Here is a 19,677-nt window from a genome sequence, read left to right as displayed (position 1 = left end):
ATCCCATGCCCATAGAATGGAAAAAACTCACATTCATCCCGCTCATCCTGGCTTTCTTCTTTGTCGGAGCGGCCCTTGATAATACCGTCGTAGACCTTGTGATGATGCTCTTCTTCGCAGGCTATGCGCTTGTAAAACCGAAAAACGCACTAATCGTGCTGTTCATGTATTTCCCGATCCGCCCGTTTTTGCTGGAGTACAACACGGCATTGAAGGGGATCGGAGACATCATCGTCTTCGCGCTCTTATTCCGCATCCTGTGGATGTATAGAAAAGACTTGAAGAAGCTGTTCCACTTCTACTGGTTCGAGCTCGCCTTCATCGGATTCATCATCGTCGGAGCCGTTTCCGCCTTGATCACAGGCGTGACGCCGACCGCAATCATTTTCCAAATCCGCGGATTCGTCCTGTTCTATCTCGTCTTCTACATCGCGAAGCGTCTGGAGATCACGAAGGAAGATGTCTACAAGTTCGTCGCGACGACGATATTCGTGACGGTCATCATCTGTATCCATGGATTGATCGAGAAGCTCTCCCTCCGAGGATGGCTGCTTCCGCAAAGCTGGCAGGATATGCCGCTGTCTTCGAAGAACCGGATCCGTATTTACGGCATGATCGGAAACCCGAACATCCTGGCTTACTATCTGTCGTTCTCGTTTGCGATCATCCTGTATTACCGTAACTGGTTCAAAGGGAAGTACCAGTGGCTCTTCTACGTCATTCTTGCGCTGACGTTCAGCGTCTGGGCGCTAACCTATTCCCGCGGCACGTGGATCGCTGTCGGCGTCGCCCTGCTTGCCTACGTGCTCGTAACGAAATCGTGGAAGTTCCTGAAGACACTCGCCCTTACGCTTGCTGCCGGAATCGTGCTTATCGCTGTCCCGGTCAGCTACGCGACGTCCTTCATCGAAGACTCGAACTTCGGTCAGGAGAAGAAGGCGAAGCAGTCCGTCTATGACGACAGTGAAGGAAGCTTCCGCGACCGGATCGGTTCGACGTTCGATAAGGAAACCCGTGAACAAAGCGGGCAGTCCGGCCGGATCTGGATCGTGAAGCAAGGATTCGAGATCTTCCTCGATCACCCGGTCATCGGAACCGGATTCGCGACCTACGGCGATGGAGCTACGCTCAGCTACGGGTCCCCAATCTATGACGATTACGGCATCGAACGCGAATTCTATTCCGACAACCAGTACATCCAGATCATCACCGGAACGGGAATCGTCGGCGTCATCCTATTTGCCGTCTTCCTGTTGAACATGCTGTATGAAATTTGGAAGCGGAGAAAAGAAACGATCCTCGCCCCGTTCCTGTTCGCTGTACTGCTTGCTGCGTTTGCGGCCGGTATGGTGTACAACATATGGGAAGGGGATTCGTTCACGATCTTCTACTTCGCCCTGCTCGGATTTTTGTTGAACATGAGGCCAGACCATGAGCCTGACCTCCACTAAGGAGAGAGAAAGCTTATGAATAAACGTGTGCTAGTCATCAGCAACATGTATCCCAGTCGGAAGAATCCGACGTACGGAATCTTTGTAAGAAACCAGGTGGAAGCGTTGAAGGAGAAGGGGATGTCGATCGATATCGCCGTCAACCGCGACAACCGCGGCGGCAAGTTCCACCTGCTTAAGAAATACCTGATCTGGATGCTGAAGATCCTGATCAAACTTCTGACAAACGGACGCTCCTATGACGTCATCCATGCCCATTACATCTTCCCGAGCGGACTGCCGGCGCTTCTCTTCAAGAAGCTGTTCAAAACGAAGCTCGTCGTCACCTCCCACGGGGGAGATCTCGACCAGATGGCGAAGAAGAACCCGTGGATTCGCAAGATGACGAAGAAGATCATGGAGAAGGCGGATGAAGTCATCGTTGTCGGCGAAGCGCTGAAGGACGAAGTCGTCGGGGAGTTCCACATCCGCCCCGACAAAGTATCCGTCATCAACATGGGCGTCGACCGCAGCGTCTTCCGCCCGGTCGATGCCGGGGAGATGAAGGACGAACTCGGACTGGCGCGCGACCGCAAGCACATTCTGTTCGTCGGCAACCACATCAAGGCAAAAGGACTCCAGGAGCTTCTCGAAGCGTTCCAGTCGCTCAACAAACAGCGCGGCGATATGGAGCTTCACTATATCGGAAGCGTGAAGGATGAGAACTTCCTCGACTTCCTGAAGCGGAGCGTCCATCCGGATCAGAAGGCGCACGTCCATTTCCACGGGACGAAGAGCCAGGCCGACCTTGCCAAGTGGACGGCTGCTGTCGATGTGTTCGCCCTGCCTTCCTATATCGAAGGCTTCGGACTCGTCGCACTCGAAGCGATGTCGTGCCATACGCCGGTCGTCGCATCGAACGTCGGCGGGCTCACGTACCTCCTGAAGGACGGAGCCGGCATCCTCGTCGAACCGAAGAGTGCCGAATCGCTCGAAGCCGGTCTCAAGCAGATGGTCGAAGACGAACTTGGCCGGAAGCGGATGATCGACAAAGGCGAAGAAATAGCGGCACAAAACGACACCGACATCCTTTTGGACAAAATCATCGCCCTTTACAACAAGTGATGCATACTTCTATCAAATGGTCGAAACATAAGGTTAAACCAGCAGGCTGACGCAATTTCCATGCTCAGCCTGCTTTCGTTTAAATCGTCTTGCTTTCATAAAAAAATGTCGAATTATATAATAGGGTATAGTGTGGATGACTTAAAAAATTGGTAAAGATGCTATATACTTGAGTACAGTGCATTGGTAAAGTACAGGAGGTAGAAAAGAAATGGATCATAAGGAACGCGAACAATTGGATGTAAATGGAATCGATTCCGTCGAAATGATGGATGACATGACCTTTGTTTTATTCGGAGCAAGCGGAGATTTGGCCAAGCGGAAAATCTATCCTGCCTTATACAACTTATATATCGAAGGAAAAACTCCAGAGAAGCTCTCTGTCGTAGGTCTTGGACGTAAGCCATATACGAAAGAAGTGTTCCACGACATCATCAAGGAGTCCCTGGAAACCTTCTCCCGCCGCAAAGCGGACCCGGACAAGCTCGAGGCTTTCCTCGACCAGTTCCGTTACTTCATTTTCGATGCGATGGAAGCTCAGTCTTATCAGGACCTGAAAGCCTTCATCGAAGAGCGTGAAGCGGAGATCGGCATTCCGGACAACCGTCTGTTCTATCTATCCGTCGCGCCGACACTCGTCGAGCCGATCACCGAATCGATGAACGAAAACGGCATTACGAATACAGAAGGATGGAAGCGTCTGATCGTCGAGAAACCATTCGGCAGCGACCTTGCCAGCGCCCAGCACTTGAACGAGCGCCTGACACAAGTGTTTAACGAGGACGAAATCTTCCGTATCGACCACTACTTAGGAAAACCGATGGTGCAGAACCTGGAATCCCTGATTCGTCCGAACCCGATCCTGAAATCGATCTGGAACCACGAACTGATCTCCAACGTCCAGATTACGGCGAGTGAGACAGTCGGTGTCGGTACACGTGCCGGTTATTATGACAAATCCGGAGCAATCCGTGATATGGTCCAGAACCATCTGTTACAATTGGTAATGATGACGGCGCTGCACCACCCAGAGAAGTTGTCAGCGAAAGAGATCGAAGAGAGAAAGACAGCGATCATGCAGTCGATCCGTCCTGTAACGGACAACATCGAACAGCACGTCGTCCGCGGGCAGTATGAAGCAGGGAAACTCGACGGCGAAGCTCTGCCTGGTTACATGGAAGAAGACGGCGTCGCCGAAGATTCCAACAACGATACTTACTTTGCAGCGCGCTTGTATCTCGATAACGAATACTGGAAGGACATCCCGTTCTACATCCGTACAGGAAAACGCCTGTCCAAGAAATCGACCCAGATCGTCATCGAATTCAAGAACGAAGCAGACGAAGCAGAGGTACAACAAGGCGTTGTCTCCAACCTGCTCGTCATTGAAATCAACCCGAACGAAAGCATCAGCCTGCGCGTCAACATGAAGGACGACTCGAACGAACACTTCGAACCGGCTTACGTCACGTTCTCGAAGAACCTGGACGACCAGCCCGAAGCATACGAGAACCTGTTGAACGACGCCATGGGCGGCCTTTCCACTTACTTTGCCCACTGGAGCGAAGTAGAGCTGTCATGGAAATGGATCCAGCCGATCTTGGAAGCCTTCGAAGCGGACCAGCTTCCGCTCCACGGCTACAAAGCAGGATCACAAGGACCGGCAGCTGCCGACGACCTGCTTAAAGAAGACGGCTTCAACTGGTGGTAAGAACGACGTTTATTACAAAAGGGAAGGATTGATCGGAACATGGGTAAACAGAATATCGGAGTTATCGGTTTAGGGGTCATGGGTGCGAACCTTTCCCTGAACATCAAAGACAACGGCTACAGCGTATCTGTCTACGATTACTGGACAGACCGCGTCGACGAAATGGTGAAGGATGCGAATGACGACAAAGTCGTCGGCACATACAGTGCTGAAGAATTCGTCGGTTCCCTCGAAACACCGAGAAAGATCTTGATGATGGTCAAAGCCGGTGAGACGACGGACAAAGTCATCGACAGCCTCGTCCCTTATCTTGAAAAAGGCGACATGCTGATCGACGGCGGGAACACGTTCTATGAAGATACCGAGCGCCGCGCTTCTTATCTCGAAGAAAAAGGCATCCACTTCATCGGCACAGGCTTCTCCGGCGGGGAGGAAGGTGCCCGTAAAGGACCTTCCATCATGCCTGGCGGACCGCGTGAAGCATACGAAGAAGTGAAACCGATTTTCGATGCGATCGCAGCGAAAGTCCAGGGAACTCCTTGTGCTGCCTACATGGGCCAAGGCGGAGCCGGCCACTACGTGAAGATGGTCCACAACGGCATCGAGTACGGCGACATGCAGCTCATCTGTGAGGCATACTTCCTGATGAAGAACGTCCTCGGCCTGTCCGCTGAAGAGCTTCACCAAGTCTTCAAAGAGTGGAACGAAGGCGAACTCGACAGCTACCTGATCGAAATCACAGCCGACATCTTCACGAAAGTCGACGAAGAAACAGGCAAACCGCTCGTCGAAGTGATCCTTGATACCGCAGGTCAGAAAGGTACCGGAAAATGGACGAGCCAAAGCGCGCTTGACCTCGGTGTACCGCTTCCGATCATCACCGAATCCGTATTCGCACGCTTCATCTCCGCTATGAAAGAAGAGCGTCAGAAAGCGAGCCAATACCTGACTGGTCCGGAAATCAACTTCACCGGCAACAAAGAAGAAGCGATCGAATCGATCCGCAAAGCGTTGTACATGAGTAAAATCGCTTCCTACGCGCAAGGCTTCACGCAGATGAAGGCAGCTTCCGAAGAAAAAGGATGGGACCTTCAGTACGGCGACATCGCGATGAACTTCCGCGGCGGCTGTATCATCCGTGCGCAGTTCCTGCAGAAGATCAAGGATGCGTTTGAGAATGATAAAGAGTTGACGAACTTGCTGCTTGATCCTTATTTCCAGGATATCGCGGTGAATTATCAGAAGGATCTTCGTGATACGCTTACGCTTGCGATCCAGAATGGTATTCCTGTTCCTGCGTTCTCTGGTGCGCTTGCGTACTTTGACAGTTATCGTACGGCGAAGCTTCCGGCGAATCTGCTTCAGGCGCAGCGTGATTATTTTGGTGCGCATACGTATCAGCGTGTGGATAAGGAAGGTACGTTCCATACGGACTGGATGAATATTTAATGTTTTTTAGAGTCAGTGCCCTTTTGGGTGCTGGCTTTTTTTGTTGGGGGGGTGTTTCCGCTATCTGATTGGGAGTAGGAGGGGGCAGGGGTAACTCGCTTTCCGTGGGGAGAGGGGGAGCCTCCTCGATTTTTCAAATCTGCGGGGTCTCCCCGCTTCTCCAGTTCCCACAGGAGTCTCGTCACCCCTGCCCCCTCCTTGCGGTGATGGAGAAACGGAAACGCAGAGGGTCGTCACAGCAACTCTCTTTTTTGGGAGAGGGAGAAAGGAAATGGACGGGGGTAACTCGCTTTCCGTGGGGAGAGGGGGGAGCCTCCTCGATCCTTTGGATCTGTGGGGTCTCCCTGCTTCTCCAGTTCCCACAGGAGTCTCGCCGTCCCTCGCCCCTCCTTGCGGTGATGGAGAAACGGAAACGCAGAGAATCGTCACAGCAACTCTCTTTTTTGGGAGAGGGAGAAAGGAAATGGGCGGGGGACGACTCGCTTTCCGTGGGGAGAGGGGGAGCCTCCTCGATCCTTTGGATCTGTGGGGTCTCCCCGCTTCTCCAGTTCCCACAGGAGTCTCGCCGTCCCTCGCCCCTCCTTGCGGTGATGGAGAAACGGAAACGTCTGGGATTGTTAAAGCCACTCTCTTTTTGGGGAGAGGGAGAAAAGAAATGGACGGGGGTAACTCGCTTTCCGTGGGGAGAGGGGGAGCCTCCTCGATTTTTCAAATCTGCGGGGTCTCCCTGCTTCTCCAGTTCCCACAGGAGTCTCGTCACCCCCGCCCCTCCTTACGGTATCTGGTGAACGGAAACGCTGAGGATTGTCACAGCTACTCTCTTTTTTGGGAGAGGGAGAAAGGAAATGGGCGGGGGACGACTCGCTTTCCGTGGGGAGGTGGGAAGCCTCCTCGATCTTTCAGATCTGTGGGGGCTTCCCTACGCTCCACTTCCCACAGGAGTCTCGCCGTCCCCCGCCCCTCCTTGCGGTGATGGAGAAACGGAAACGCAGAGGGTCGTCACAGCAACTCTCTTTTTTTGAGAGGGAGAGGGCAAAAGAAGGCCCATGTTCTTTGGGGAACATGGGGGAAGTGGGGTTATGCTTTTTTGCTTCTGGTGATTTGTGTGATGAGTCCTAGAAGGAAGAGGAGCAGGCCGTTGGCGATGGCGAAGATGGCGAAGTAGGCGCCGGTGAAGGCTTCGCCTGTCGATCCGAGCACAGCGAACAGGGCGCCGGCTGTGATGGAGACGAGAATGCCGCCGATCATGATGAGGACGCCGGAGATCATGAGATCGGCGGAGCCGTCGCGCTGCCATTTGACGGCGTAGACGTTGGCGGTGATGAACAGAGCAATGACGAACACATAGACGATGGTTTCCATGTCATCCCTCCTTATTTGCTTCTACTATACATGGTTATGAAAGCATTTACAAAAATAGAGCCGAACATATCAAGGAATGAAAATCACCGGTGCTTCGTATAGTGAAGAGTGCTAGTGATAAGTATATTCCTTAGCATCTTTCTTGTGTATTTTACTACCCAACAAGTAATTCTCTTATTACATTTACTTTTATTAATTGGTACTTTTATCCTCCAATCTATTTGTTTTGTTATATAATTTACGTAACGAAAAGGGGAGGCGTACTCATGTGGACTTTTATTGGGATCGTTGGTGTTATTATTATGGTCATTGGAGTGTATGGTTACATTACTAATGGTGGGGAGGACTGGGAGAAAAAAGTGGATGGGAAGGTTGAATTGGCCTTTCAATCACAGGATATTACACCGACACAATTATTTAAAACAAGAGGTAACTATATAATTGCGGTTGATGAAAATAAGGAAAAGATATGTTTCTTAGTGCCTTCTAAAGTAGTGATACGGGATGTGTCGGATTTTAAAATATTTAATATGAATTATCAAGATCTGATGGAAGTAGAAGTAAAGGTTGACGGTGAGACAGTCACTAAAACATCCAGAAGTAGCCAATTAGCTGGAGTTGCTATAGGAGGATTATTAGCAGGTGGAGCAGGAGCGGTTATAGGTGGCTTGTCTGGGAAGACTACATCTTCTGAGAAAGTGCGTAGTATTCAATTAAACATAGTTATTAACAACACCGAAAATCCCTTCCATTCGTTTGAGTTCCTAAAAGTAACTGAGGCTAAAAAGCAGGATATTCAGTACAAAGCTGCTTTGGATATGGCAATGCACTGGCAAAGTCTTCTTAAAGTAATCATTGGAATTGCTGATAAAAGGGATAAGCAAAAAGTTACCAATCATCAACACATGGATCATTTATTCAAAACAGGTCAGGTGGACAGTCTGGCTGACGAGCTAAGAAAAATGCATGAGCTTTTTAGTGATGGGATAATAAGCCAAGAAGAATATGACGTGCAGAGGAAGCGTATGCTCAATTAGGTTTGACTTTCGATTGCATAGGATAGCCTTTTTAGGGTGGTTAAATTATCCATTACATGGTAGTTTTGGGCATAGGAAGAGAAAGAGAGGGACGCCTGTGTATCACAAAATAAGTACCATCGTTACATTTCTTTTTGCTTTTATATTCTTATATGCCGCACTCTTTAATCAGTCATTATTGTCCACTCCCCTGTACCAATGGCTGATGTGTGCGTTTCTGTTTATGCTTGGAGCGGAAGCGGTGTGGGCGAGGCAGGTCAAAAAGCGGGCGAATATCACAGCGGGGATCTTCTGTATGGCTACGGCCCTGTTTATTCTTGCTGCTACAACATTCTTATGAAAAAAGGCAGCACATATTCATGTGCTGCCTTTTACTTATTCTGTTGATTGGCTTGACGTATCGACCTGTTTGAATACCGCGGTCACCTGCTTGTTGCGATCCATCGTGACGGAGCTGCTCGATCCAGCTCCGGAGATATCTCCCTGCCAGCCGGCGAACTTCCAGCCGTCACTCGCGACAGCGGATACGGATATCGATTGTCCCGCCTTAGCACTCTTGCTGGAAGCACGGATGGTTCCTTCTCCGACGACCGACATCGTGAGGGAGTAAGTCTCCGGCTCTGGTTCCGGTTCGGGCTCTGGCTGCGGAGCAGGGTCAGGCTTCGGTTCCGGTTTCGGTGCAGGAGCTGGTGACGGTTGGGGTTTCGGCTCAGGCTTTGTTTCCTGTTTCGGTTGCTCCGGAGCAGGTGAGTTGTCCTCCTCACTCTCCTCGGATACCGTCTCTTCCGGCTCCGCCTCTTCGGCTTCTGTCTCGACAAACACGGCACGGACCGACTTATCTTCGTCCATCGTCAGCACAATATCCCGCTCCGTTCCAGTGAAGGACCCTTCCCAATGATCGAATTCCCATCCATCTTTGGCCCGGGCGCGCAAACTGACTTCCGTCATATCGGGATACGTACTCTCAAGGGAATCACGAACGATATTCCCTTCTCCGTCAATCGCTAGAGAAAGCTCATGCTGGCCCTTTTCGAACACGGCAGTCAGCTGCATGTGATCCTCTACTGTCAGATTGAGCGGGTTCACGGCATCATTCCGGTCTCCACGCCATCCGACGAATTCCCATCCTTCGGCAGGAATCGCTTCGATGGTGACATCTTCTCCCACCGCATAGCTGTCCTCGGCAGGGTACACAGAGACAGATCCTTGGCCTTCCGCAGAGGTTTGAATAAATTTCTCCCCTTCGTCTCCCTCTACAAAAAGATCGACCGTTTCTTTCAATCCATCATAGCTCACCGTCAGCGTGTCTTTCCCTTCCGCAACGGCTGTCAAGGTCGCGCTTTGGTCATCACCGGCTTCAATATTAAAAAGTCCGCCATCCACGGACCATTCCGGTTCAAACGTCATCTCTTCTCCAGCTGCATCCGTTCCAGTGACGGAAAGGTCTAAGGTCTCATCCACCGCGACCGGCTCCAGTTCCTCCGGTTCCACTGACATCTTCTCGAGCAGCTGCTCAACGACTTCCACATCTAATTGCTCGGTGTAATCTTCCCACTCGACGGAGACCTTCGCTTTCCCGAGCTGATCACCAGCTAGTGTCACAAATTTCTTCCCGTCCTTCTCCTCAAGCGTCACTGTCTTCTTATCGACGCTCCACTCAGCAGCGAGGGGAGTAAGCTTCTCGTCTTCGCCTTTATACACAAGCTCAATCTTCCGGTCAAAGCCCTTCTGAATGAGCGGACGTTCCGTATGTATGTATATCTTTGAAGTCAAATCATCCTTCGCCTGATTGAGCGTATCCGACTCCGCATAAGTCAGGCCACGGTCCAGGGTCTGGTATCCCTTCTCTATATCACCCATCGAAAGGTAAAGGCTTGATAACTTCCCATATAAGTCCGGCTCCTTCGGTGTTTCATAGATCCCTTCCTGAATGACAGCGACCGCCTCATCCGTATCCTTCACCGCCACATACGCATCGGCAAGCTCCAATCGCGCATCCACATGCCCGGCGTCCTTCGACAAGACTTCCTTATACAGCCGTATGCTTTCTTCATAATTCTCCGCTGCATAAGCATCCTTCGCCTGTTTATATAATTTATCCAACGTATTCGCTTCGACCGCATTCATTGTGAAGAATGCCCCGACTCCGACAACGATCAGTCCAATGACTACGATCAACAGGGACTTCCAGTTCACTGAAGCCTCACACCTTTCCTTATTTAATAGATTAGTTCCCCTCCATTATACATAGATTTAAGAAAAATATGGATTAATTAGTGGGAATTTTGTAGAATAGTAGGTATTGGAAAATGAAAAGCTAATACATTTGTACTAAATAGTGGTATCTACTGCAGCATAAACCTTGATAGGACGATACTATTAGGTAGCAGGGATATGAAGTGTTTGAAAAATTTGCAATTGTCACCGCAAATTTGAAAATATGTATGCTATAATGTCCTCATGTGTAAATTCGACAAAAATTGGAGGTTCATCAATGGAAGAGACTATTTCCTTGAAAGAAATTTTCGAGGTGTTGAAGAAAAGAATGTGGCTTATCCTCGGTCTTGCCGCAGGTGCCGCCGTTATCAGTGCCCTTATCACGATCTTCTTGATCACACCTACGTATGAAGCATCTTCACAATTCATCGTAAACCAGTCCCAGAGTCAGAACCAGAATGCAGCGGTCGATATCAACGAAATACGATCCAACGTAGAACTTATTAATACATATAATGTTGTTATCAAAAGCCCGGCTATATTAGATGAAGTAGCAGACGAATTAGGCTTATCGATGACAGCCAGCCAGTTGGCAGGAAAACTGCAAGTGTCCAGTGCAGAACAATCCCAGGTCGTAAACGTGACGGTGACGGATGAAAGTGCCCAGCGTGCAGCAGATATTGCCAACACGACTGTCAGCGTGTTTAAAGAGCAAATTCCTCAATTGATGAGTGCAGATAATGTCAAAGTATTATCTACAGCGGATGTGGGAACGAATCCATCACCAGTAAGCCCGAATAATACATTAAATATAGCCATAGCGCTTGTAGTTGGATTGATGATCGGTGTCGGTCTTGCCTTCTTATTAGAATACCTGGATAACACCATCAAGACAGAAGAAGACATTGAAGATTACCTAGGTATGCCGGTGCTTGGCGTTGTCTCTACCATTTCCGATAACGATATGGTGGGAAGAGGACGTACTCAAAAAAAAGCACAAGTAAGTTCCGTAAGGGGTGAATCTGTTGGCACGTAAACCGAAGAAGCACGCATACAACAAGTCTGTACGTACCCTTATTGCGAACGACAACCCTAAATCACCCATTTCGGAACAGTTCCGGACCATTCGTACCAACCTTCAGTTCGCGCAAGTTGATGGTGATTTGGAAACGATGATCATCACTTCGGCAAGTCCATCGGAAGGAAAGTCGATTACTGCCGCAAACGTAGCGATCGTGTACGCACAGCAAGGGAAGAAAGTCCTCCTCGTTGATGCAGATCTAAGAAAACCGACGGTTCACTATACGTTCCGTACTGGGAATACACACGGCTTAAGCAATTACTTGGTCGGAAGCCAGCCGCTTCGTGAGCTTGCACACATGAGCAGTGTGGATAAGCTTGATATCATGTCCAGTGGTCCGATTCCACCTAATCCATCGGAACTGCTTGGTTCCAAAAAAATGATCGAGTTTATTGAAGAAGCAAGAAAGCTTTATGATTTGGTCATTTTCGACACCCCGCCAGTTCTAGCTGTAGCTGATTCGCAGGTATTGGCAAATCATGTAGATGGGGTCCTTCTTGTCGTCCGCAGTAAGCAGACAGAAAAAGAAGCAGCTATGAAAGCGAAAGAACAGCTTGTACAGACGAAAGCAAATGTCTTAGGAGCTGTCTTAAATGATCAAGAAGTGAAGAACAGTAACTACTATTATTACTATGGCCAGTAAATAAAATGAGAGAAGCGTGATGGCTTTTCTCATTTTTTATAGAAGTTAATTTTTTCAAGGAACTATCTTCATGTTATTACAAATTATTGATATAATAATTTGTGTAGTTTGAAAGTCTTGTTAAATAACCATATAGGAGGAAAGTTATGATTGATATACATAGTCATATTATCCCTGGTATAGATGATGGGGCTCAAACCTTAGAAGATAGTTTAGCAATGGGAAGGTCAGCTATAGATAATGGAATATATAAAATTATCGCGACGCCCCACCATAAGAATGGTGTCTATGAAAACTATAAGGATGATATAGTTGCTCAAGTAGAAGTGTTGAATCATCATTTTAATGAACATGGGATTGAATTGGAAGTATTACCAGGGCAAGAAAATCGCATTCATGGTGACTTTTTAGAAGGAGTCAGTAAAGGAGAAATTCTTACAGTCAATGATAATAATAAATATTTTTTAATTGAATTTCCAAGTGGACATATTCCAAGCTACGCTTCTCAATTGTTTTTTAATATACAGTTAGCGGGATATATCCCAGTAATAGTGCACCCAGAGAGAAATAAAAGGATAATAGAACAACCTGATCTTCTGTTTGACTTTGTAGAAAAAGGGGCCTATGCCCAGCTTACTACTGGAAGTATTTGCGGTTCATTTGGGAAGAAGATTATGAAATTCTCAGAGCAGTTAATTGAAGCGAATCTAGTTCACTTACTTGCAAGTGATGCACATAATATCTCTAGCCGTGGTTTCAATTTTTATGAAGCGATTATGAAAGTTGAAAACCAGTTTGGTAAAGATAAGTCAGAGGAATTTTTGCAAAACTCTAGTCATTTAATTTCTGGAGAAATGCTATCGACTGATATGCCAATGAAAATAAAAAAAAGAAAAATAATTAAACTATTTAAGTAGAAAGGAGAGATATAATGAAGGTTAGTGAACTTACTCAGTTTAATGAATCATATAGCTTAGAACAACAAATTAATAACCAAAAAAGTTATGATTTAGCGAAGCGAATGTTTGATGTAGTTTGCTCATGTTTAGCAATAGTAATTTTAAGCATCCTTTTTCTTTCCATAGCAATCGCAATTAAAGTTGAGGATCCAAAAGGGAAAATTTTCTTTTCTCAGATTCGAGTAGGAAAGAATGGAAAGAAATTTAAGATGTTTAAATTTAGGTCTATGGTACATGATGCGGAGGAAAGACTTAAAGAATTATATAAATATAACGAAGTAAGTGGCGCAATGTTTAAAATGAAAAATGATCCAAGGGTTACTAATATTGGTAAATTTATAAGGAAAACATCACTAGATGAATTGCCGCAACTTATTAATGTAATTATTGGCGATATGAGCTTAGTAGGTCCGAGACCGCAACTTGTAAGTGAAGTAGCAGAGTACGATTCACATCACAGCAAGAGGCTTCTAGTAACACCTGGTTGCACGGGCTTATGGCAAGCTACCGACAGGAATTCGGTTGGATTTGAAGAAATGGTGAAGCTAGATTTGTATTATATTAGGAATAGATCATTTTTCTTCGACATTAGAATATTAATACAAACATTAAAAATTTTATTAAAACCGAATACAGCATCTTAACTGAGGGATATATATATGTTTATTACTAGTTTTTCACTTTATATAATCTGTTGCATATTAGTTGCAACAATAATTGTTAAGCGTTCCTTGCAAAAAATATACCTCACCCCGTTCATGTATGTTTTAGTGATGCAGTTATTATTACCTTTTTTGTTCATATATCCTTTTTCTTATTCTCCAAATAATATTGAAGCGGTAGGCTTGCAATGGTACTCGAGATATTTGTCTTATATTAATGAGGCATTACTTGTAGGTAGTTTAGGAACTCTGTTTTTCTTACTTGGGTTTTACTTATTCTCAAAACGTAAAACTAAGTATAAAGGTATTTTTATGAAATCAGTAGATGGATTAGCCAATCCAATAGTTTTGTATTTAATGGGTTTTACTATCTTTCTATTTATGTTTTTTATGAACGATTTTCAATTGTTTCCAAACCCAAAAGGAGTAAGAAATATTGTATCATCCAATGGAATATTTGGACCTTTATATAATCTAGTTGTATCTTCTCTACCATTACTTGTTGGTTTAGTTATATTACGTTTCCAGAGACATAAAAACTCACTTGACTTATTTATGTTAATCATTCTTGTATATGCAGCATTTTTAACGGGTTCAAGAACAGTTCTATTTTCTGGCGTTCTTTTCTACATAATAGCTTACTTTTCTTTAAAACAGCATTATCTCAGAAACTATTTGAAATTATTAGTGGCTGGCCTGCTATTTATAGGAGTAATGATAGTCTTATCATTGTTTAGAATGGGAGATTTGACTGCAGGTACAAATATAATGGATGTTATAGGTAATTTCTTATATGGAAATACCTTTTCAGATTTTAGAGATACAGCATGGGTTCTAGCTGGTATTCAAGATGAATTATTAAATGGAAAAACTTACATTTCTGCAATAATGAGTTTTGTACCCAGTAGTTTTTTAAATATCCGAGAAATTTGGAGTTTAGGAGTAATTACGACGACAGCTACAGGTTTAGATAGTACTACGCATCCTGGGCTAAGACCAATTATTTTTGGAGAATCTTATATGAATTTTGGGTTTATTGGAATGATACTTTTTTCTTTTGTCTATGGAATGATCATAAGTTATTTAGATAAACTTTATATTAATAAATTAAAATCTGAGGAAAGTACTTTTAATAAGCTTTACTTTTTATTTTTAATACTTTTTTTAACTGAATTATCGAGCAATCTAATGATCACTGCAGGGTTCTTTTATGTTTACGTGGTAATGGGACTTTTTTTACTCGGAAAAATTATCAAAGAAATTTTTGGAGGTAAGTATTCATATGAAAATAACTATAATTGACGCATATACTTGGTATAACAAAGGGGATGCAGGAATTCTCCTGGGTACTGTTGAATCACTAAATCAAATGTATAATAATCCAGAGATTCGTGTACTATCATTCACTCCAAGACTTGATCAACTTAAGTATAGTCAAGTTTATTCAAATATTAATTTGGTGAGAACTAATTTACTTAATCCATATCCATTAAAGAAAACAAAGTTCCAGAAGCTTATTGCAATTGGAAAATTAGCGAAAGAAAAATTAATACAAGATATAATTTTTAAAATCTCAAAAGAAAAATACCTAAAAAAGTATGAATCTGCCAGAATAATTAACGATTCAGACGTAGTATATGTATGTGGAGGTGGCTTCCTCGGCGGGAAAAAATTTAACAGCTTAATACACTTACACCAAATAAAAAAAGCTACAAAATTAAATGACAATTGCATATTATGGGGAACTTCAGTAGAGCCACCCACCAATAAATTGCTAAAAAAGATAACAGAAGCTACTTTGGGCGATCTAAACTTGATTTTACCTAGGGAAGATATAACGGAAAACTATTTAAATACTTTTTATCCAAAGAGTAAAACCATTGCTACACCTGATATGGCTTTTAACTTAAAAACTATAGAGACTCAAAGAATTGAAGATTTAATGGATAAACTCGGATCAGGAAAAAAGATAGGGATAACAATTAGAGACTGGCACTTCCCTAATTCCATAGATTCTGAAAAGGATAAGCAGAATTACTTTAAAAGCATAGTTGAAATTATCGAAAGAAAATCAGCTTTAGGTTACAAATTTGTATTTATACCCCAGGTTATATTTACGGGAGATGATGATCGAATAATAGCAAAGGAAGTTAAAGAACATTTGAATAATAAATATAAAAATAATTTTGTTGTTTTAGAGGATGATTATTCACCAGGTGAACTTAAATACTTAATTTCAAAACTTGACCTGTTTTTAGGTACAAGAATGCATTCTAACATATTTGCGACAAGTGTAGGTGTTCCAACTTTTGCAATTGCATATGAAAGGAAGACCAACGGGATTATGAATAGACTAAATATGAATGAGTACGTGGTAGATATTGAAGATGTAAGTGCAGAAAAAGTTTTAGTAGGTTTACAATCCCTTGAAGAAAATAAAGATATAATATCTGAGAGTTTAAAGAAAAGTGTGCAGCATTTTCAAAATAATATTAATTCTGTAGGTAAAACAATATTGAATGAGGTAGATGTTAATGATTACGATAATATCGTTAAGAGGGCCAACTAATACGGGTTTAAAAGGAGGTGCAAGAAACTATATTCAGTCTTTTGCTGAAGCACTAAAAAAAGAAAGTGAAAATAATATAACAATTTTATGCTGCAAAGAAGACAATGATGATTTACCATCCAACGAAATAATAAATGGAATTGAGATTATTAGAATTGACAAGGGTAAATTTCCATCATATACGTTGTATAAATATTTCAAAAAAAATCTGATGCATAAAACTAAACTTCTAATAGAGAATATGGTATCTTACCCTTTGTTTACCAGGTTATTTTACAAAAAGAATCATATAACAGTTATACATCACTTAACAGGTAAAGAATATTTAAATAGAAAGAATAAAGTGGAAGGTATTATAGGCATAGTATTAGAAAAAATATTCATTAAATTGTTTTATAATAAATCAAATATTATTACCGTTAGTGAAGAAAGTAAGAGAGATATAATGAAAGTAGGTCTAAAAGAAAATAAAATAACCATAATATATCCTGGTATAGATACTAAGTTCTTTAATAAAGGTAAAAAGGAGAAGAATCCAACTTTTTGTTATGTAGGAAGATATGATGGGCCTAATGGAGTCAAAAAGGTTGATGATCTTATAGAAGCTTTTAAGAGATTTGATAACAAAAATTTCAGATTAAATATTGCTGGCCCTACAAAATATGAAAAAAGATTATTATCTCAGATTAGTAATGATAATAGAATAACATATTTAGGTATGATAACTGAGAAAGAAAAAAAAGAGATATTACAAAAGTCTTGGGCACTTATCAGCCCTTCTAGTAGGGAAGGTTTTGGAATTACTTACATAGAAGCTAATTCATGTGAAACACCTATCATAGCTTATAACATTAATGACTTAGAAACACTAACTGATAGAAACAGTATTGTTGTACCACAAGGTGACATTGAAGGACTCTATATGTCTATGAAATCTCTAATTGAGAGTGAAGAAACTACAAGTCAATTAAGAACAAATTCCAGGAAGTTTGCTTTGAAATTCTCAAAAGAAGTCTTTGATGAAAAAGTTAGAAAGTATGTGAACAGTCATGTCTAGTAAAAAAATGCTAATTGTAACTGAATGCTTTGCAGGTGGAGTCTATAAATATTTGAAAAATTATTGTTCTTATTTAGAGTCTATAGGGTATTCATATGATTTAATTATTGGCACTAAGGAAGAAACTCCTGATTTAAATACTATAAAAGATGATTTCAACTACAAAAATATGTATCTACAAGATATAAGAAAAAGAAGTTTTAAAAATCTTTTTCAGTTTTATAGAACAATAAAAGATGTAACTATATCCAATTCATATGAGATCGTTCACCTACATTCTTCGTTGGCAGGTTTCTTAGGCCGTTTCGGTATAAAAGAAACTTCTAAGAAATTTTATACGCCACATGGATATAGTTTTATTCAATTAACTAAACCGTTAAAATCAAAAATTTATAAGTGTATTGAAAAGTTCATAAATAAAATGGATAAAGCTACTACAACAATAGCAATTTCTGATTCAGAAGGTGACCTAGCAAATCAAGTGGGTAATAAAGTGGATATCGTTAAGACAGGACTGACATCTATACCAAGTTATATAGAGAGAAGGTCAGGTTCATCTGGTGGTGCTGTTAATAATGTAATATCAATTGGTCGTTTGGCAGATCAGAAAAATCCTATTTTATTTTTAGATATTGCAGAATTACTACCATCATATAATTTCACATGGGTTGGAGATGGTCCATTACGTTCACTAATGGAAGGAACAATTAGAAAGAGGAATTTACATAATGTAACAATTACAGGATGGCTAGATTTCTCAGATGTTGAAAAACTTTTGGTCGCTGACGACTATGTTTATTTACAAACTTCACTTTGGGAAGGACTTCCACTAACCCTTCTTGAAGCTTTGGCAGCTTCCTTGCCGGTTGTTGTTATGGATAGTTATGGTAATAGGGATGTTGTTTCAGTAGGAGAGAATGGATTTATTTGTAACAATGTTGAGGAATTTGTTGAGTCAATAAAAATTGTTAGTGATAAGTACAATCAATTCTCTCAAAAATCTTATGAAATCGTTAGTAGTGAGTACAATTTCAATAAAAATATAAAAAAATTAGTTGAAATCTATGATAGATAGAATCATAACATCCTATTCAATTCTTTCGAGAATTTATAGCGCCGGGTTAAGTTACTTATTTTTACTTCTATTAGCAATATTGATGAATAATAATGATTTTGGATTGTATAATTTTTTTATAGCACTAGTAGTATTTTCTGTCTATATTGTATCGTTCGGAATGGAATCAACAATAATTTTCAGTAAAAATAATGAAAAAAGAAATGATAATTCAACCCTAGTAATTGTATTAATTCAAATGTCGCTTATATTCATTTTGTATATAATTTTTACTAACTTATTTTCATTTGCGATATTTTCTGCTATAGATATAAATTTAACTTTATACCATTATCTAATACTATATGCAATAATACTTCTTCAGGTAACCCAAGCATTGATAAGAGTAATAAACCAAAGTAAAGAAAGGTTTATAAAAGCTTTTTTAGGAGAATTTATAGTAAGACCCACCGTTCTTGTCATTGCATGTATATATGTATATTTAGCAAATTATGAGGTAAACTTGTACACCGCTATGGTTATTTATGGGATTTCTTTATTGTTTAGTGTTACTATAAGTTCAATTTTGGATATAAAAAATATAATTAAATTCATTTTATTTGTATTAATCTCTAAAAATAAAAATGATCTTGATTTAAGCAAGCAAAAAATAGTGCAAACTACAAAAAGATCTTTTAGATACTTTCTTATACAAGTTTTAAATCAAGCTCCTACATTCTTTTTGGTTTATTTTGTAGGGATGATTGGATCTAACGAAAAGATTGGTGTTTTCAGGGCTTTATCACAAACAGCTTCTTTAGTTGGCTTTATATTTAGGGCAATAGAAGGTATATACAATCCTAAGTTTAGAAATTTATATTTAAAATCATATAATGACCTTACTGAAGTATTTAATATTCAAATAAAACTTTCACGAAAAATCACAGGAGTAGCAGTATTTATTGCTTGCGTTTTGTCACCATTATTACTATGGTTCCTTAAATTCGATATAGTATATAGTTGGGTGCTAATTATATTATTAAATGCACAGTTAATAAATGCAATGTTCGGGTCAAATGACTATTTCTTGGTTACACTAGGTCATGATAAGAAGGTAATTAATGCAGCAGTATATCAGTCTTTATCTGCAATAATCCTCGGTTTTATTTTCACACAAATACTAGGTATCTATGGAACGTCATTAGCTTTGTTATTCTCTTTTTGTGTATATCGTGTTATTTGTGAAATATATATAAAACAACATCAGAAAAAAATATTGTTAGAAATTTCGTGATAACATTAGTTATTGTTAGGTGGTAAA

At 42.0% G+C, this 19,677-nt stretch carries 17 protein-coding genes; 15 read left to right on the top strand and 2 right to left on the bottom strand.

All coding sequences use genetic code 11. The features are described 5' to 3' along the window. The first annotated feature begins 5 nt into the window (after positions 1–5). The 4 genes from QRD89_RS16390 (at position 6) to gnd (ending at position 5,715) form a co-directional block, all read left to right on the top strand. Entirely contained in the window at positions 6–1,451 is a 1,446-nt protein-coding gene (locus QRD89_RS16390; protein WP_062514780.1) for an O-antigen ligase family protein, read from the top strand. Positions 1,452–1,466: 15 nt separating this feature from the next. Then, positions 1,467–2,555, top strand: coding sequence for a glycosyltransferase (locus tag QRD89_RS16385; RefSeq protein ID WP_286095820.1), 1,089 nt, complete (start codon positions 1,467–1,469; stop codon positions 2,553–2,555). A gap of 211 nt (positions 2,556–2,766) precedes the next feature. After that, positions 2,767–4,266, top strand: coding sequence for a glucose-6-phosphate dehydrogenase (gene zwf, locus QRD89_RS16380; protein WP_286095818.1), 1,500 nt, complete (start codon positions 2,767–2,769; stop codon positions 4,264–4,266). Positions 4,267–4,305: 39 nt separating this feature from the next. After that, entirely contained in the window at positions 4,306–5,715 is a 1,410-nt protein-coding gene (gene gnd / locus QRD89_RS16375) for an NADP-dependent phosphogluconate dehydrogenase (protein ID WP_286095817.1), read from the top strand. 1,077 nt (positions 5,716–6,792) lie between these two features. Here the strand turns inward: gnd and QRD89_RS16370 are convergent. After that, positions 6,793–7,077: a hypothetical protein gene (locus tag QRD89_RS16370; RefSeq protein ID WP_286095816.1), complete on the bottom strand. Its 285-nt coding sequence runs from the start codon at positions 7,075–7,077 to the stop codon at positions 6,793–6,795. A 266-nt stretch (positions 7,078–7,343) separates the two neighbouring features. Here QRD89_RS16370 and QRD89_RS16365 point away from each other — a divergent pair, with 266 nt between their 5' ends. Both QRD89_RS16365 and QRD89_RS16360 read left to right on the top strand, forming a co-directional pair. Then, entirely contained in the window at positions 7,344–8,114 is a 771-nt protein-coding gene (locus QRD89_RS16365; protein ID WP_286095815.1) for an SHOCT domain-containing protein, read from the top strand. A gap of 97 nt (positions 8,115–8,211) precedes the next feature. Continuing rightward, positions 8,212–8,454, top strand: a complete 243-nt coding sequence (locus tag QRD89_RS16360; RefSeq protein WP_286095814.1) for a hypothetical protein — start codon at positions 8,212–8,214, stop codon at positions 8,452–8,454. Positions 8,455–8,489: 35 nt separating this feature from the next. On the opposite strand, the gene QRD89_RS16355 is transcribed toward QRD89_RS16360, so the two are convergent. Further along, complete coding sequence (locus tag QRD89_RS16355; RefSeq protein ID WP_286095813.1) at positions 8,490–10,310, bottom strand: InlB B-repeat-containing protein; 1,821 nt, start codon at positions 10,308–10,310, stop codon at positions 8,490–8,492. Positions 10,311–10,608: 298 nt separating this feature from the next. Here QRD89_RS16355 and QRD89_RS16350 point away from each other — a divergent pair, with 298 nt between their 5' ends. The 9 genes from QRD89_RS16350 to QRD89_RS16310 all read left to right on the top strand — a co-directional run bounded on the left by QRD89_RS16350 (position 10,609) and on the right by QRD89_RS16310 (position 19,650). Beyond that, the gene (locus tag QRD89_RS16350) at positions 10,609–11,367 is read left to right on the top strand and encodes a YveK family protein (protein ID WP_286095812.1); all 759 of its coding nucleotides are present in this window, start codon (positions 10,609–10,611) and stop codon (positions 11,365–11,367) included. After that, positions 11,357–12,055 (top strand): CpsD/CapB family tyrosine-protein kinase, encoded by a 699-nt coding sequence (locus tag QRD89_RS16345; protein ID WP_286095811.1) that lies wholly within the window; start codon positions 11,357–11,359, stop codon positions 12,053–12,055. Before QRD89_RS16350 ends, QRD89_RS16345 begins: the two co-directional genes overlap by 11 nt. A 146-nt stretch (positions 12,056–12,201) precedes the next feature. Beyond that, positions 12,202–12,972 carry a tyrosine-protein phosphatase gene (locus QRD89_RS16340; protein WP_286095810.1) on the top strand — a complete coding sequence of 257 codons (771 nt, stop codon included), beginning with the start codon at positions 12,202–12,204 and terminating at the stop codon, positions 12,970–12,972. 14 nt (positions 12,973–12,986) lie between these two features. Next, entirely contained in the window at positions 12,987–13,658 is a 672-nt protein-coding gene (locus QRD89_RS16335) for a sugar transferase (protein ID WP_286095809.1), read from the top strand. Positions 13,659–13,787: 129 nt separating this feature from the next. Further along, positions 13,788–14,978, top strand: coding sequence for an O-antigen polymerase (locus tag QRD89_RS16330; RefSeq protein ID WP_502875596.1), 1,191 nt, complete (start codon positions 13,788–13,790; stop codon positions 14,976–14,978). Beyond that, positions 14,959–16,245 (top strand): polysaccharide pyruvyl transferase family protein, encoded by a 1,287-nt coding sequence (locus QRD89_RS16325; RefSeq protein WP_286095806.1) that lies wholly within the window; start codon positions 14,959–14,961, stop codon positions 16,243–16,245. The genes QRD89_RS16330 and QRD89_RS16325 overlap by 20 nt, the downstream gene beginning before the upstream one ends. Next, positions 16,211–17,302, top strand: coding sequence for a glycosyltransferase family 4 protein (locus QRD89_RS16320; protein WP_286095805.1), 1,092 nt, complete (start codon positions 16,211–16,213; stop codon positions 17,300–17,302). Before QRD89_RS16325 ends, QRD89_RS16320 begins: the two co-directional genes overlap by 35 nt. Further along, the gene (locus tag QRD89_RS16315) at positions 17,295–18,377 is read left to right on the top strand and encodes a glycosyltransferase (RefSeq protein WP_286095804.1); all 1,083 of its coding nucleotides are present in this window, start codon (positions 17,295–17,297) and stop codon (positions 18,375–18,377) included. The genes QRD89_RS16320 and QRD89_RS16315 overlap by 8 nt, the downstream gene beginning before the upstream one ends. After that, the gene (locus QRD89_RS16310) at positions 18,367–19,650 is read left to right on the top strand and encodes a lipopolysaccharide biosynthesis protein (protein WP_286095803.1); all 1,284 of its coding nucleotides are present in this window, start codon (positions 18,367–18,369) and stop codon (positions 19,648–19,650) included. Before QRD89_RS16315 ends, QRD89_RS16310 begins: the two co-directional genes overlap by 11 nt. The last annotated feature ends 27 nt before the right edge of the window (positions 19,651–19,677 follow it).

Origin of the sequence: Halobacillus sp. ACCC02827 (genome assembly GCF_030291935.1) — a bacterium.
Lineage (GTDB): Bacteria > Bacillota > Bacilli > Bacillales > Halobacillaceae > Halobacillus.
This window is presented reverse-complemented; position numbering and strand designations above follow the sequence as displayed.

Coding starts and splice junctions, on each gene's coding strand:
- QRD89_RS16310 (WP_286095803.1), top strand. CDS start 18,367: ATGATAGATAGAATCATAACATCCTATTCAATTCTTTCGAGAATTTAT.
- gnd (WP_286095817.1), top strand. CDS start 4,306: ATGGGTAAACAGAATATCGGAGTTATCGGTTTAGGGGTCATGGGTGCG.
- QRD89_RS16390 (WP_062514780.1), top strand. CDS start 6: ATGCCCATAGAATGGAAAAAACTCACATTCATCCCGCTCATCCTGGCT.
- QRD89_RS16365 (WP_286095815.1), top strand. CDS start 7,344: ATGTGGACTTTTATTGGGATCGTTGGTGTTATTATTATGGTCATTGGA.
- QRD89_RS16385 (WP_286095820.1), top strand. CDS start 1,467: ATGAATAAACGTGTGCTAGTCATCAGCAACATGTATCCCAGTCGGAAG.
- QRD89_RS16340 (WP_286095810.1), top strand. CDS start 12,202: ATGATTGATATACATAGTCATATTATCCCTGGTATAGATGATGGGGCT.
- QRD89_RS16350 (WP_286095812.1), top strand. CDS start 10,609: ATGGAAGAGACTATTTCCTTGAAAGAAATTTTCGAGGTGTTGAAGAAA.
- zwf (WP_286095818.1), top strand. CDS start 2,767: ATGGATCATAAGGAACGCGAACAATTGGATGTAAATGGAATCGATTCC.
- QRD89_RS16320 (WP_286095805.1), top strand. CDS start 16,211: ATGATTACGATAATATCGTTAAGAGGGCCAACTAATACGGGTTTAAAA.
- QRD89_RS16330 (WP_502875596.1), top strand. CDS start 13,788: ATGCAGTTATTATTACCTTTTTTGTTCATATATCCTTTTTCTTATTCT.
- QRD89_RS16335 (WP_286095809.1), top strand. CDS start 12,987: ATGAAGGTTAGTGAACTTACTCAGTTTAATGAATCATATAGCTTAGAA.
- QRD89_RS16325 (WP_286095806.1), top strand. CDS start 14,959: ATGAAAATAACTATAATTGACGCATATACTTGGTATAACAAAGGGGAT.
- QRD89_RS16370 (WP_286095816.1), bottom strand. CDS start 7,077: ATGGAAACCATCGTCTATGTGTTCGTCATTGCTCTGTTCATCACCGCC.
- QRD89_RS16315 (WP_286095804.1), top strand. CDS start 17,295: ATGTCTAGTAAAAAAATGCTAATTGTAACTGAATGCTTTGCAGGTGGA.